Source organism: Campylobacter sp. CNRCH_2015_0338h, from assembly GCF_025772785.1.
Classification (GTDB): Bacteria; Campylobacterota; Campylobacteria; order Campylobacterales; family Campylobacteraceae; genus Campylobacter_D.
Genome location: NZ_JAKMST010000007.1, coordinates 1 through 13,821, shown reverse-complemented (window position 1 = coordinate 13,821; position 13,821 = coordinate 1). Strand labels below are relative to the sequence as shown.

The following is a 13,821-nucleotide window of genomic DNA, read 5'->3' as shown; positions in this document are numbered from 1 at the left end:
CTTCAACCATAAATTTCACCTTTTTTATACCCATAAATACTTTGCATATCTTTATCGCCTCTTCCTGAAAGATTTACAACTATCACACTTTTTTTCTTTAAAGTAGGGCAAAGTTTTTCTAGATAAGCTAATGCATGTGAGCTTTCAATAGCAGGTATAATACCTTCTTCTTTGCATAATAATTTTAAAGCATTAATGCACTCATCATCACTAATAGCATGATAACTTGCTCTTTTACTTTCTTGTAAATATGCGTGCAAAGGACCTATGCCAGGGTAATCAAGCCCAGCAGAGATGCTAAAAGTATGAGCAATATTGCCTTTATCATCTTGTAAAACCTTAGTTTTCATACCATGGATAATACCCTCTTTACCTTTAGTAAGTGTAGCTGCATGATAAGGTGTATCTTTTCCTAAACCTGCTGCTTCAACACCTATGAGCTTAACTTTTTCATCTTTTAAAAATGCATGAAAAATTCCAGCAGCATTGCTACCACCTCCAGCTGCTGCTATGATGTAATCTACTTTTTTATTTAATTTTCTAAGTTGCATTTTGCATTCTTTACCTATAATACTTTGAAAATGCGTAACAATTTGCGGATAAGGATAAGGCCCCACTGCACTTCCTACTACATAAAATACTTCTTTAGTATTTTTAACCCAAAAATTTAAAGCCTCATCTACCGCATCACTTAAAGTTTTACTTCCACTTTCTACTGCGTGAACTTTTGCTCCTAAAAGCTCCATTTTATAGACATTTAAGGCTTGTCTTTTTACATCAATAGCTCCCATAAATATCTCACATTCAAGTCCTAAAAGTGCTGCTGCAGTAGCGGTTGCAAGCCCGTGTTGTCCTGCTCCGGTTTCTGCAATAATTTTTTTCTTATTCATTTTCTTTGCCATTAAGGCTTGAGCTATGGCATTGTTGATCTTATGAGCTCCTGTGTGAGTTAAGTCTTCTCTTTTTAAATAAATTTCATGATTATAAAGCTTGCTTAAATTTTTAGCATGGTATAAAGGTGTAGGTCTTCCTACATAATTAACTAAGAGTTCTTTTAATTCTGTGTTAAAATCTTTATCTTTTTTGAGTTTTAAAAAAGCTTTTTCTACTTCATCTAATGCTATTTTTACTTCATTTGGTACAAATTGCCCACCAAATTTTCCATAATATTTTTTCATAGTATTTCCTTAAAATGATTAATAATATAAAATCAAAAATGATCAACTAAAACTAAAAATGTAAAATAAAAAATGATTGAAAATGTAGTAGTAGGCTTAACGCCAAGAAAAAGAAGCTTTGTTAAATGAGTATTCTAAAATTAGTTTAGAAAATTTTTTCCTTTCCATAGTTTTTCCTTTTAAAAAATTGCCAAATGATTTTACATTCTAAGATAATTATTATTAAAAATTCTTTAAAATGATAATTTGGAAAATAAATACTAAGAAAATTTGTAATGTTTGATTTTTTATATAATGACATAAGCTATATAGGACTTTTTGTAGTATGTTTTCTCTCTAGCACGCTTTTGCCTATGGCAAGTGAAGCTTTTGTGCTTGCTTTTGTAAAATTAGATTTTAATGCTTATATGGTTTTATTTGTAGCAAGTTTGGGGAATACTTTGGGTAGTTTAAGTACTTATGCGTTAGCTTATTTTGGAGAGAGTCAAATTTTAGAAAAATATTTTAAAAACTCTTTACGTAAATTAGAAAAAATCAATGCAAATTTTAAAAAATTTGGCTCTTTGTATGCTTTTTTTACTTTTTTACCCATAGTGGGAGATCTTTTTGCGCTAGGGCTTGGATTTGCTAAGTATTCTTTTTTAAAAGCAAGTATTTTTATAGCCTTGGGTAAATTAAGCCGTTATGCTTTTGTAATTTTCATAGCAAATTCCATTTAAAAATCTTGATTTTAAAAGATTTAAAAGTCTAGCATTATCAATATCTTTTAAAACTTTTATGGTATTTTTTAATTCATGATCTTTCATAGGCATTTTAGCATCTTTAAAACACCTTATCGTACTTCCTCTAGCAAAAGTACTATCACAAATGACATCTACTAAATACTCATCAAAATTTGCTAAATTAGGATCAAGCATATAAGCAATAGTTAATGCATCATGTATCCATGTGCCATTTGTACCTCTTGTTTTGCTTGCATAATCAATCCAAACTCTTAAAGTCTGTATTAAAAAATCACAAAGTGGATTTTGATTTTCTAAAGTATTTAAATCTTCATGTGTGAGCATAGTTTGCATTGTTGCATTGTAAGGAACAAGTGTGATTTTAGCTCTTGAGTTTAAAACTATACTAGCAGCTTCAGGATCAAAACCAAAATTTGTATCTTTGATATGATAAGGCATATCAAAACTTCCACCCATGATAAAAATTTCTTTTACATTTTTATCAAAGTCTTTAAAAAGTTTCATAGCTATGGCTATATTTGTTAAAGGTCCTATAGCGCAAATTGAAATTTCACCTGGGTTTTGCATAACAAGCTCACCCATTTTCATACAAGCATTTGGGCTTATGTTTTCTAAGATTTTTATAGGTTTTATATGATCCCAAAGATGAGTAAGCTTAAACTCTTCTATGCTTTTATCTAGTCTTTGTCTCCAAAAATGACTATCTTCACATAAAGCTTCATGAGCACCTAGATACAAAGGTATATCTAGATTAAGCTTATTTAATAAATCTTTAGCAACGCTATAAGCGGTTAAAGCTTGTACATTACCACTTAAAGTGCTAATCATTTCAAGTTTGATTTCTTTAGAGGCTAAAATAAGCCCAAGGGCTAAACCATCATCGGTATTAGCCCCTGCTATTCCATTGCCTATATCAGTGTCTAAAATAAGGCGTATCATATCGCATCTTCTATTAAATTTAAATCTCTGCCTCTAGTTTCTGGCGCAAAGAAAGTTGTGATAAAACCAATTCCTGCGGTGATAACAAAATACAAGGCTATTGGCCACCAAGTGCCATAATAAGCAAGCAAAGCTGAAGCTATCATAGGAGCGGTTCCTCCTGAAAGTATAGAGCCAAATTCTTTTGCTAGTGCCATTTTGGTATAGCGATTTTTTGCCCCAAAAAGCTCCACACCCCACGCAGCTTGCACACCAAAAATCCCTAAAGAAGCTAAAGACATACCTACGATGATAGTTAAAATTACAATAATTTCATTTTTACTATCAAGCAACATAAAAGCAGGGAAGGCATAAAGCATTAAAAGCAAGCAAAAGGTTCTATAGGCAATGCGTCTTCCAAATTTATCACTTAAATATCCTGCTAAAGGTATAACCAAAAATCCCACCAAAGAAGCTATAACAACAGCAGTTGTGGCTACTGATTTATCAAGAAGTAAAATTTTAGTTACATAACCTACTATAAAGCCTTGTGCAAGATAAGATGGTCCATTTTCTCCTATCCTTATGCCCACCATAGTCCAAAATGCACGACTTTTTTGCCAAAAAGTTCTTTCATCTTTTTTCATATGTGCTTCATTTTCATGACGAATTTTTAGCATTAATTCTTTTTGCTTTTCAAAAACAGGAGTTTCTTTTACATTTAAACGCATATAAACAGCAAAAAGTGCTATGAAGATACTTCCTATAAAAGGAATTCTCCATCCCCATTCTTTAAAACTAGCATCATCCATGCTTGTAACTAAAAGCCACACAAAAGCTGCAAGTAAGGTTCCACTATTTGATCCAAGAGCGATGATAGAAGAGATTAAACCTCTATGTTTACTAGGAGCATATTCTCCAAGCATGACAGTTCCACCTGAAAGCTCAGCGCCTGCGCCAAAGCCTTGCATAAAACGCAAAATAACCAAACATATAGGAGCCCAAATTCCAATTACTGCATAACTTGGTATAAAACCAATTAAAGTAGTTGAAATGCCCATTAATGCAATGGTACTCATCAATACATTTTTTCTTCCGTATTTATCTCCTAAATATCCAAAAAATAAAGCTCCAATAGGTCTAGCAATAAAACCTATACCATAAGTAACAAAACTAAGCAATAATGCTATAACAGGAGTTTGCTCAGGAAAGAAAACTTCTGAAAAAACAGTAGCTGCAGCTAAGCCATAAAGTGCAAAATCTGCATATTCCATGGCAGTTCCTAGCCAACATGAAAACACAGCCTTTTTAAAAGCCTTTTTTCCTTGTGGAGTTTGAAAATTTTCATCCGCGATTGATTTTGTTTGCAAGATTAAACCTTTATTTGAAATTTCAAAATGATAATTTTATCTAAAATGCTTAAAATGGAAATTTAATACTTTTTACCGACTTTTAAATAATTTTGGGCGATAATTATTATTATTTTTTAATATAGGAAAAAAATGAAAACTTTAACCATAATTGATACTTTTGGCTTTTTCTTTAGGCTTTTTTATGCTTTAAAGGGTTTGAAAAATTCAAAAGGCGAAGCTAGTAATATGATAAGCGGTTTTGCTAATTTTATTTATAGTTTGAAAAATGATCATCCTAGTGATATGATTATTTTTGCTCTTGATAGTAAAGGAAAAACTTTTAGAAGTGAAATTGATCCAAATTATAAAATCAACCGCACTCCACCTCCACCTGATTTATTAGCTCAAATTCCAATTTGCATTCAAATGATAGAAAAAATGGGTTTTTCAAGTTTTTCTTGCGAAGGATATGAGGCTGATGATATCATCGCATCTTTGGTTAAAGAGTGTGAAAATAAGGATATTTTTATAAGAATTATTACTCAAGATAAAGATTTGTATCAACTTATAAAAGATGATAAAGTTAGTATTTATAGTCCTATTTCAAAAAATGATTATAATGAAGCAGGGTGTTTAGAAAAATATGGGGTAAAACCTAGCCAAATAAGAGATTTTTTAGCTCTATGTGGAGATAGCTCAGATAATATCCCAGGTGTAAAAGGAATTGGTGCTAAGGGAGCTAAGAATTTACTTGATGAGTTTGAAAGTATTGAGGGAATTTATGAAAACTTAACACTAGTGCGTAATGAAAGAAGTCGTAATTTGTTGCTTGAGGGCAAAGAAAATGCCTTTTTGAGTAAAAAACTTGCTTCTTTGTATGAAAATTTAGATGTAAAAGATATGCTTTTGAATTGTGAGTATCCAAAAGATGAGCCCTTGCTTAAGATTATGGATATTTTAGAGTATTATGAATTAAATGCTTTATTAAAAAAACTACGCACTAATCCTACTAATAAAGATAAAAATTTAGGATTTAATGCAAGATTAATCTTAGATGAGAAAGAATTATTTGACATTTTAGAAAAAATTGATGATCAAAGCATTGTTGCTTTTGACACCGAAACTACGGGCTTAGATACTAAAGAAGCTAAGATAGTAGGGTTTAGTTTTTGTTTTCATGAAAGTGAAGCCTTTTATGTACCACTTGCACATGATTATTTAGGTGTTTGTAAGCAAATTTCTATGCAAGTGGCTAAAAAGGGTATAGAAAAAATCTATCAAAGCACGGTTATAGGTCATAATCTTAAATATGATTTTGAGATTATAAAAAACAATTTTAATTTACTTCCTCCAAAAAATTATGCTGATACTATGATACTTGCATGGCTTAAAGAGCCAAGTTTGCGTGTAAATATGGATGATTTAGCAAAAAGATTGTTTGATTATGAGACTTTGCATTTTGAAGACTTGGTAAAAAAAGGAGAAAGCTTTGCAGGAGTGGATGTAGAAAAAGCTTGTAAATATGCAGCCGAGGATGCTTATGTTACTTTAAGATTTTATTTGTATTTTTTAAAAAATTTAGAAAAGCCTTTGTTTGAGCTTGCGCAAAAAAGTGAGTTTGAATTTATCAAAGTGCTTATTATGATGGAAAATAATGGCATTAAACTTGATATTCAAAAGCTTGAAAGCTTAATGCAAAGTTTTAATCAAGATATAAAAATACTTAGTGAAAAAATATATGATTTAGCAGGTGAAAAATTTAATATTAATTCTCCTAAACAAGTAGGGGATATTTTATTTGAAAAACTAAAGCTACCAAGTGGTAAAAAAAGCAAAACAGGGTATTCTACCGATGAAAAGGTTTTAAATGCTATTTTAGATGAACATCCGATTGTGAGAGAAATTTTAGCTTATAGAGAGCTTGCTAAATTAGTTTCTACTTATTGTGAACCTTTGTTGAAATTAGCTAAAAAAGATGAAAACTCAAGAATTTATTCAAGCTTTTTACAAACAGGAACAGCCACGGGACGTCTTTCATCAAAAGATCCAAATTTGCAAAATATCCCTGCACATGGTCAATATGCTAAAGATTATAAATCTTGTTTTGTAGCAAAAGAAGGATTTAGTTTTATCTCGCTTGATTATTCACAAATTGAGCTTAGAATGCTAGCGCATTTTAGTGAAGATGAGAAATTATTAGAAGCATTTTCAAACGATGAGGATATTCATGCAAAAACTGCTATTATGATTTTTAATCGTAGTGATTATGAGACAAGAAGTATTGCTAAAAGTATAAATTTTGGTCTTATTTATGGTATGGGTTATAAGACTTTGAGTCAAAACTTAAAAATAGAAGCAAAGTTAGCTAAAGAATATATTGAAAAATATTTTGAGAATTTTACTAGCATTAAAACTTATTTTGAAAAGGTAAAAAATGAAGCTAAGCAAAATGGTTTTATAAAGACTTTGCTAGGTCGTAAGCGTTATTTTGACTTTGAAAATGCAAAGCCTATGTATGTGGCAATGTATGAAAGAGAGAGCATTAACTCTACACTTCAAGGCTCTGCTGCCGATATAATAAAACTTGCAATGATAGAAATTGCAAAAGATTTAGATGAGAACAAACGCTTGATTTTACAAATTCATGATGAGCTTATTTTTGAAGTAAAAGATGAACTTTGTGAGGAATTTGCAAAAAATGCTAGTAATATTATGGAAAATATTGTAAAATTAAAAGTTAAATTAAAAACTTCATCAAGTATTGCCAAAAATTGGGGCGCATTAAAATAAGGAGAATAATTAATGGATCTTTCAACCATACTTGGGATGGTATTAGCTGTTGTTAGTATTTCTGTGGGGGATATTTTAGAGGGTGGTAACCCTTTACATGTTTTGCATTTAAGTTCATTTTTGATCGTGGTTCCAACTGCGGCTTTTTGTGCGATGACAGCAACTCATAAAAAATTTGTTAAAGCAGCTTATAAAGAATTAAAACTTGCCTTTAAAGGTGCAGGGGTAAATTTAAGTCAAAGGATAGCTGAACTTGTAGAATACTCTATCATAGCAAGAAGAGATGGGCTTTTGGCTTTAGAGTCAAAAACTAATGAAATTGATAATGAGTTTTTAAAAGAAACCATGATGATGATGGTTGATGGTAAGAGCGTAGAAGAGATTAAAGAAAGTATGGAAATCCAAATAGAGGAAATGGAAGAATATTACAAAGAAACGGCAGAATACTGGATCCGTTTTGGTGAGACTTGCCCTACTATGGGACTTGTTGGTGCAGTTATGGGACTTATGCTTGCTTTACAACTTTTAGATGATCCTCAAGCTATGGCAGCAGGTATTGCAGGAGCATTTACTGCAACGGTAACTGGAATTTTTGGTGCTTATGCTTTATTTGGACCTTGGGGTCATAAAATCAAAGCTAATGCTCATGAGCTCATTAAAGAAAGGATAGTGATCTCACATGCTATAGTAAGTATTGCAGAGGGAGCTAACCCTAGAGATTTAGAGGCTAAATTGTTTAATTACCTTGGACAAGGTGAGCCTAGAATTTCTCAATTTGATAAGTAAGAGTTAAAAAATGGGAAAAAAACATAAATGTCCAGAATGTCCAGCAGGTGAAAAATGGGCTGTGCCTTATGCAGACTTTTTAAGTTTGCTTTTGGCGCTTTTTATTGCTCTTTGGGCGATTTCTGAAAGTAACCCCGCTAAAACTGAGGCTTTAAAAACTGAATTTGTTAAAATTTTTGAATTTACTGCTTCAAATCCTTTAGAAAAAGAAAGTGAAGTGCATAATAAATACAGTGCACCATCTAATGCAAATGTTGAAGAGCTTGAAAAGCTTAAAAAATTAAGTATCACCCAACAAGAAAATATAGAAAAATTAAAAGCAGCATTAGATCAAAGAGAAAATAATATAGTTTTAAATTTGCCTGCAAGGGTTGAATTTGCTAGGGGTAGTACACAAATTGATTCAGCTGATGTGCAAGATTTTCTAAAACGTATTAGCGAAGTTTTAAAAAGAATGCCAAAACAAGCTCAAATAGAACTTAGAGGTTATACTGATGCAAGTGATAAAGATCCTAAAAGAAATTTTGATTTAGCAAGTAAAAGAGCTCAAGTTGTGGCTGATTATTTGATTGCTAGAGGAATTAATCCAGCTCAACTTATAGTGGTTAGTTTTGGTGAAAATTATCCTTTGAGTGCAAACAAAGAAGATGAAATAAACAATAGAGTTGAATTTTATATCCGCGTAGATTCTTCAGATAATCAAACTAGAAAGTCAGTATTAGATCAAATTGGAGCTTTTAATAACAAATAAGTTTTTACTTATTTGTTATTTTCTCCACCAAAACGAAGCAATGCTGAACCCCAAGTAAAGCCTCCGCCAAAAGCATCAAGCAATATTAGTGAGCCTTGTTTTAAACGACCTTGTTCATAAGCATCATTCATTGCCATAGGAATTGAAGCAGCTGAGGTATTGCCATATTTTTGGACAGTAACTACGCATTGTTCGTCTTTGAAGTTTAATTTTTCTTGTACGGCCTTGATAATTCTTAAATTAGCTTGATGAGGTATAAAAAGATCAATTTCTTCGCTTTTTATATCATTTTTGGTAAGAATTTCAACAACATCATTACTTAGAGTATTCACAGCGATTTTAAATACTTCATTTCCTTTCATTTGCATGGAAAGTGGAGAGCAGATACTACTTTTTTGAGCTCTTTGAGTCATTAATAAATCTCCAAATTCCCCATCACTTGCAGTATGAGTATCTATAATAGGAAAATTATCATCTAATGACACAACCCCAGCCCCAGCTCCATCACCAAATAGCACGCAAATACTTCTATCAGTATAATCCATAATAGAACTAATTTTTTCAGCTCCTATGATTAATACATTTTTTTTAGTACCACTTTCAACCATAGATTTTGCAAGCTCTAAAAGATAAATAAATCCTGAGCATGCGGCAGAAATATCAAAAGCGGTGATATTTTTTAAGCCCAAATTATGAGCGATTTTACATGCAGTTGATGGCATGGTAAAATAATCAGGGCTTAAAGTAGCTACGATGATCGCATCTATATCTTGAGGATTTAAATTAGCTCTTTGTATGGCTTTAATAGCTGCTTTAGTACCAAGATCGCTTGTATTCTCATCATCATTTGCTATGTGTCTTTGTTCTATACCAGTTCTTCTTAATATCCATTCATTACTAGTTTGAACCATTTTTTCTAAGTCAAAATTACTCAGAGTTTTTGTAGGGATATAAGAAGCTATACTTTTTAAGGAAGCTTTAGTTGATTTCATAATTAGAAAGTTCTTTTTCTATAGTTTGATTTATATTTGATTGTGTAAAATTTAATGCTTGAAAAATAGCATTTTTTATAGCTTTTGGACCACTTTTTCCATGACTTATAATGACACATTCTTTTACACCCAAAAGCGGAGCTCCACCGTATTCTTCATAGTCAATATGAGTTTTTAGTTCATTAAAAGCTGGTTTTGCTAAAAGATAGCCTAGTTTTGCTAAAAAAGATTTTTGAATTTCTTGTTTTAGAAGCTTTGTGATAACACTTGCTACACCTTCTCCTGTTTTAAGCAAAATATTCCCATTAAATCCATCACATACTAATACATCTATAGTACCATTAAAGATATCTCTACCTTCGGCATTTCCGACAAAATTTGGAAGTTGTTTTAAGAGTTGATGAGTTTCTTTGGTAAGCTCATTTCCCTTACATTCTTCTTCGCCATTTGATAGTAAAGCAACTCTAGGTTTAGCAATTTTTAAAATCTCTTTAGCATAGGCTTCGCCCATAATAGCAAATTGAAATAAATGCTCACTTTTACAATCAACATTTGCTCCAACATCTAGTACAAGTGTTCTTGAATGGATATTTGGCATTAAAGTAGCAATTGCAGGTCTAGCAATATTTGCTAATCTTCCAAGCCTTAGTGTAGCTAAACTCATAGTAGCTCCACTATGCCCAGCAGAAACAACAGCTTTTGCTTTTTGATTTCTTACTAAATCAATGGCTTTGTAAATAGTACTATCTTTTCTTTTTAGTGCATCTGTGGAATTTTCATCCATAGCAAACACATCAAAAGCTTCTTCGTATTCTATGTATGAGTTTAATTCTTGAGGAATCAAGGTTTTTAGTTTTTGAGGATCCCCTACCAAGATAGCTTTAAATTCACGCTCTTTTAGAGCTTGAATCACACCTTCTATGATAGGTTTTTCCCCAAAATCACCACCCATTGCATCAATAGCAATGCTTGTCATCGTTATTAATATTCCTTAGTTACTGGATTTACACGGTGAGGCATTTTATAGCTACCATCTTTGTCTTTTATAGGCATAGGTAAGGTAACTTTATAATGAGTTCTGCGTTTTGCTGCACGAGTTTTACTCACTCTTCTCTTAGGTACTGCCATTTTTTACTCCTTTATTGATTTAAACATTTATTACAATAAAAATAATCACTTAAATAAGATTGTAACTCACTTGTGGCAAGTTCTATTAAATCTATATGAGAGTCAAAAAACTCCATAGTATCACTTAAAGTATTATTTTCATCTTTAAAAATTCCATCGCTTGCAAAAAGCTCTATATTTTGATCGATTTCAAGCTCCATTTCATCGCCACATCGATCACAGTTTCTATAAGTAAATCCTTTGAAATTAGCTTTTATTTTTGCTAATTTTGGATTAACTTTTGTAATAGTTCCTTCAAAAACTATATTATCAAGATCTAGCTTAAAAGGATAAGCCACAGAGCTAAGTTTTGCAAAGGCAATTTTCATTATAAAATTTCAGTTTTTGAAAAGAAAAATTCTATTTCAATTTTTGCATTTTCTAAGCTATCACTTCCATGAACCGCATTTGCATCAATACTATCTGCAAAATCTGCTCTAATAGTACCAGGAGCTGCTTCTTTTGGATTTGTAGCACCCATTAATTCTCTGTTTTTTAACACTGCATTTTCGCCTTCTAAAACAGAAACCACAACCGGACCACTGATCATAAATTCAACTAAATCTTTAAAAAAAGGTCTGTCTTTGTGTACAGCATAAAATTCTTGCGCTTCTTTTTCTGAAAGCTGTATTTTTTTTGTTGCTGCTATTCTTAGACCATTGTTTTCAAAGCGTGTTAAAATTTGACCAATAACACCTTTTTTTACTGCATCAGGTTTAATAATAGAAAGTGTTTTTTCCAAAATCGTCCCCTTAATTTAAATAAGTTTTATATTTATAAAAGAGCTAATTATATCAAAAAATGCTTTAAATTTATATAAAAGTTTAGAGTTTATAGAAGGGTTTGTAAGTAACTTGAAATCAAGATACTTACATTAAATTTATTAAGCAAATACTGGAGTTGAACCGTCTCTTAAATCACTACCGATGTTATCACGACTTGGTTGACCACCTACTACATCACTCCATACAATACAACCATCAGTTGGGCAAGCACTTGCACAGGCTGGTTGATCATTGTGTCCTACACATTCAACACATTTATCTGCATAAACATAATATCTGTCTTCGCCCTCAGGATTATTTGCATCATCTACGATCGCACTTACTGGGCATTCATCTATACAAGAACCACATGCTATACAGATATCAGTAATTTTAACTGCCATTTTTTACTCCTTAATATTAAATGTTAAATGCAAGATTATCAAAATTGTGTTAATTTTATTCTTAAAATCTATTAATTTTGATAATAAAATTAAATTATGGATAATTTTACACAATTAATAAATTTTTAAATTTACAAATGATATTATTTTGTTACAAATAAAATTTATTAATTAGGAGATAAAAAATGATAGTTACTAAAAAAGCTATTGACTTTACAGCACCAGCTGTATTAGGAAATAACCAAATAGTTGAAGATTTTAATCTTTATAAAAATATAGGACCAAAAGGCGCGGTAGTATTTTTCTATCCAAAAGACTTTACTTTTGTTTGCCCATCTGAAATTATTGCTTTTGATAAAAGATATCAAGATTTTAAAGATAGAGGTATTGAAGTAATCGGCGTATCTTGTGATAATGAGTTCTCTCACTTTGCATGGAAAAATATGCTAGTAAATCAAGGTGGTATAGGTCAAGTTAAATTTCCTTTAGTAGCTGACTTAACTAAACAAATTGCTAGAAATTTTGATGTTTTATTTGAAGAGGCAGTTGCTTTAAGAGGCTCTTTCTTACTTGATGCTGATGGAACAATTCGTCATGCAGTGATTAATGACTTACCACTTGGAAGAAACATTGATGAGATGATTAGAATGGTTGATACTATGTTATTTACTAATGAACATGGTGAAGTTTGCCCAGCTGGCTGGAACAAAGGTGATGAAGGTATGAAAGCTGACCCTAAAGGTGTTGCTGATTATTTAAGCAAAAACGAAAGTAAACTATAATTTTATAGCAGTGAAGTGAGACTTCACTGCTATTTTTCTAAAAAACTTCTATATTTATCACTTTATTTTACATTTTTAAAAATATTTTGTTTTTTATGAATTTTTAAAATTATTATTATAATTTTTTGATAAAATTATTAATATAATGATAATAAAATTCAAGGAAAATAAATGCTTTTTAAAAATAGTTTTATTAGTGTAAAGAATAAACTTTCTTATACTACAGGGATTATAGTTGCTTTAGCTTTGTTTATAGTAACGGCAATGGCTTTTTATTCAAGTAGGGAAAATCTTATTATAAATAGTAAAAATGCAAATAAAGATTATTTATTAGTAACTACTGCTCAAGTGGAAACTTATATTGAAAGTTATGTTGAAATTCTATTATCTATAAAAAAATATATAGATTCATTACCAAAACACCAGACGGAAAATTTTGATAAATTAGGGGAATATTTTGCTAAGGATTTGAAAGTATTTAAAGATGGTTCAAATACTTTAGCAGTATATCTTGGTTTTCCTGATGGAACCATGCTTGTTAGTGATGCAGAATCAGATAAAAAAGGAATACCTTTTAGAAAAAGAGGTGGTGGTATAAGTTATTATGATGATCCTCAATATAATGCAACTACGCGAGATTGGTACAAGGGAGCATTAAAAAATAAAGGTGTTTTTGTAAGTGATGTGTACGAAGATTCAGTAACAAAATTCCCTAGTTTTACTTATTCTGTACCTATTGAAAAAAATGGAAAACTTATAGCTGTTTTGGGTGTTGATTTACTTTTAACATCTCTACAAAAAACATTTGAAAAATTACCAGGAAGTGTATTTGTTTTTGACAATACTAGTTCAATACCTTTTGCATCTAACGATAAGTCTTTAATATTAAAATCATACCCAAACATCGATGAGATTAAAAATCACCATAAAGTAGTAGGTGATTATAAGACTTTTGAATATACTGGGATAAATAGTAGAGAAAAAAGATTTGGAGTTTGTGCAAATATTAATAATTCAAATGCTCATGTTAACTATGTAGCGTGTGCAATTCAAAAACAAGATGATTTAGATAAATTAGTTATTGAAGATGTATTTGATCAAATTATAACATCTATTGTGATTTTAATTTTATCATGTCTTATTGTTTATTTTATTTCATCAAGATTGTTATCACCTTTACAAGCTATACAAATC

At 31.0% G+C, this 13,821-nt stretch carries 15 protein-coding genes; 6 read left to right on the top strand and 9 right to left on the bottom strand.

Translation table 11 applies throughout. The features are described from left to right. Positions 1–2 precede the first annotated feature (2 nt). Positions 3–1,178: a tryptophan synthase subunit beta gene (gene trpB / locus L8X30_RS05960; protein WP_263679467.1), complete on the bottom strand. Its 1,176-nt coding sequence runs from the start codon at positions 1,176–1,178 to the stop codon at positions 3–5. Positions 1,179–1,453: 275 nt separating this feature from the next. On the opposite strand from trpB, the gene L8X30_RS05955 reads away from it, so the two are divergent. Continuing rightward, positions 1,454–1,897, top strand: coding sequence for a YqaA family protein (locus L8X30_RS05955; protein ID WP_263679466.1), 444 nt, complete (start codon positions 1,454–1,456; stop codon positions 1,895–1,897). On the opposite strand, the gene L8X30_RS05950 is transcribed toward L8X30_RS05955, so the two are convergent. Beyond that, complete coding sequence (locus L8X30_RS05950; protein WP_263679547.1) at positions 1,853–2,857, bottom strand: nucleoside hydrolase; 1,005 nt, start codon at positions 2,855–2,857, stop codon at positions 1,853–1,855. The two genes, L8X30_RS05955 and L8X30_RS05950, sit on opposite strands and share 45 nt — an antisense overlap. After that, a complete protein-coding gene (locus tag L8X30_RS05945) occupies positions 2,857–4,212 on the bottom strand; it encodes an MFS transporter (RefSeq protein WP_263679546.1) in 1,356 nt (451 codons plus the stop codon). Before L8X30_RS05945 ends, L8X30_RS05950 begins: the two co-directional genes overlap by 1 nt. Before the next feature lie 129 nt (positions 4,213–4,341). Here L8X30_RS05945 and polA point away from each other — a divergent pair, with 129 nt between their 5' ends. From polA to motB, 3 genes are read left to right on the top strand one after another with little or no spacing between them, the layout of a single operon-like run. Beyond that, complete coding sequence (gene polA, locus L8X30_RS05940; RefSeq protein WP_263679465.1) at positions 4,342–6,981, top strand: DNA polymerase I; 2,640 nt, start codon at positions 4,342–4,344, stop codon at positions 6,979–6,981. A 12-nt stretch (positions 6,982–6,993) separates the two neighbouring features. Next, positions 6,994–7,767, top strand: coding sequence for a flagellar motor stator protein MotA (motA, locus tag L8X30_RS05935; RefSeq protein WP_039619177.1), 774 nt, complete (start codon positions 6,994–6,996; stop codon positions 7,765–7,767). Positions 7,768–7,777: 10 nt separating this feature from the next. Continuing rightward, a complete protein-coding gene (motB, locus tag L8X30_RS05930) occupies positions 7,778–8,518 on the top strand; it encodes a flagellar motor protein MotB (RefSeq protein WP_263679464.1) in 741 nt (246 codons plus the stop codon). Positions 8,519–8,526: 8 nt separating this feature from the next. Here the strand turns inward: motB and L8X30_RS05925 are convergent, their stop codons facing one another. From L8X30_RS05925 to L8X30_RS05900, 6 genes are all read right to left on the bottom strand, one after another. Next, positions 8,527–9,510, bottom strand: coding sequence for a beta-ketoacyl-ACP synthase III (locus L8X30_RS05925; protein WP_263679463.1), 984 nt, complete (start codon positions 9,508–9,510; stop codon positions 8,527–8,529). After that, on the bottom strand, positions 9,497–10,486 hold the full coding sequence (gene plsX / locus L8X30_RS05920; protein ID WP_263663938.1) for a phosphate acyltransferase PlsX: 990 nt from the start codon (positions 10,484–10,486) through the stop codon (positions 9,497–9,499). Before plsX ends, L8X30_RS05925 begins: the two co-directional genes overlap by 14 nt. 5 nt (positions 10,487–10,491) lie before the next feature. Then, positions 10,492–10,638 (bottom strand): 50S ribosomal protein L32, encoded by a 147-nt coding sequence (gene rpmF, locus L8X30_RS05915; RefSeq protein ID WP_012662034.1) that lies wholly within the window; start codon positions 10,636–10,638, stop codon positions 10,492–10,494. An 11-nt stretch (positions 10,639–10,649) separates the two neighbouring features. After that, the gene (locus tag L8X30_RS05910; protein ID WP_263679462.1) at positions 10,650–11,006 is read right to left on the bottom strand and encodes a DUF177 domain-containing protein; all 357 of its coding nucleotides are present in this window, start codon (positions 11,004–11,006) and stop codon (positions 10,650–10,652) included. Further along, entirely contained in the window at positions 11,006–11,419 is a 414-nt protein-coding gene (gene ndk, locus L8X30_RS05905) for a nucleoside-diphosphate kinase (RefSeq protein ID WP_173786824.1), read from the bottom strand. The genes L8X30_RS05910 and ndk overlap by 1 nt, the downstream gene beginning before the upstream one ends. A 141-nt stretch (positions 11,420–11,560) precedes the next feature. Then, positions 11,561–11,845 (bottom strand): DUF362 domain-containing protein, encoded by a 285-nt coding sequence (locus L8X30_RS05900; RefSeq protein ID WP_173786825.1) that lies wholly within the window; start codon positions 11,843–11,845, stop codon positions 11,561–11,563. Positions 11,846–12,030: 185 nt separating this feature from the next. On the opposite strand from L8X30_RS05900, the gene L8X30_RS05895 reads away from it, so the two are divergent. After that, on the top strand, positions 12,031–12,627 hold the full coding sequence (locus L8X30_RS05895) for a peroxiredoxin (protein ID WP_263679461.1): 597 nt from the start codon (positions 12,031–12,033) through the stop codon (positions 12,625–12,627). A 171-nt stretch (positions 12,628–12,798) separates the two neighbouring features. Then, on the top strand, positions 12,799–13,821 hold a 1,023-nt coding region (locus tag L8X30_RS05890; RefSeq protein WP_263679460.1), incomplete at its 3' end, for a cache domain-containing protein.

What these genes read in the sequence shown, in the direction of transcription:
- trpB (WP_263679467.1), bottom strand. Translation starts at nt 1,178, where the DNA reads ATGAAAAAATATTATGGAAAATTTGGTGGGCAATTTGTACCAAATGAA.
- polA (WP_263679465.1), top strand. Translation starts at nt 4,342, where the DNA reads ATGAAAACTTTAACCATAATTGATACTTTTGGCTTTTTCTTTAGGCTT.
- L8X30_RS05895 (WP_263679461.1), top strand. Translation starts at nt 12,031, where the DNA reads ATGATAGTTACTAAAAAAGCTATTGACTTTACAGCACCAGCTGTATTA.
- plsX (WP_263663938.1), bottom strand. Translation starts at nt 10,486, where the DNA reads ATGACAAGCATTGCTATTGATGCAATGGGTGGTGATTTTGGGGAAAAA.
- motA (WP_039619177.1), top strand. Translation starts at nt 6,994, where the DNA reads ATGGATCTTTCAACCATACTTGGGATGGTATTAGCTGTTGTTAGTATT.
- L8X30_RS05955 (WP_263679466.1), top strand. Translation starts at nt 1,454, where the DNA reads ATGTTTGATTTTTTATATAATGACATAAGCTATATAGGACTTTTTGTA.
- L8X30_RS05925 (WP_263679463.1), bottom strand. Translation starts at nt 9,510, where the DNA reads ATGAAATCAACTAAAGCTTCCTTAAAAAGTATAGCTTCTTATATCCCT.
- motB (WP_263679464.1), top strand. Translation starts at nt 7,778, where the DNA reads ATGGGAAAAAAACATAAATGTCCAGAATGTCCAGCAGGTGAAAAATGG.
- L8X30_RS05910 (WP_263679462.1), bottom strand. Translation starts at nt 11,006, where the DNA reads ATGAAAATTGCCTTTGCAAAACTTAGCTCTGTGGCTTATCCTTTTAAG.
- rpmF (WP_012662034.1), bottom strand. Translation starts at nt 10,638, where the DNA reads ATGGCAGTACCTAAGAGAAGAGTGAGTAAAACTCGTGCAGCAAAACGC.
- L8X30_RS05900 (WP_173786825.1), bottom strand. Translation starts at nt 11,845, where the DNA reads ATGGCAGTTAAAATTACTGATATCTGTATAGCATGTGGTTCTTGTATA.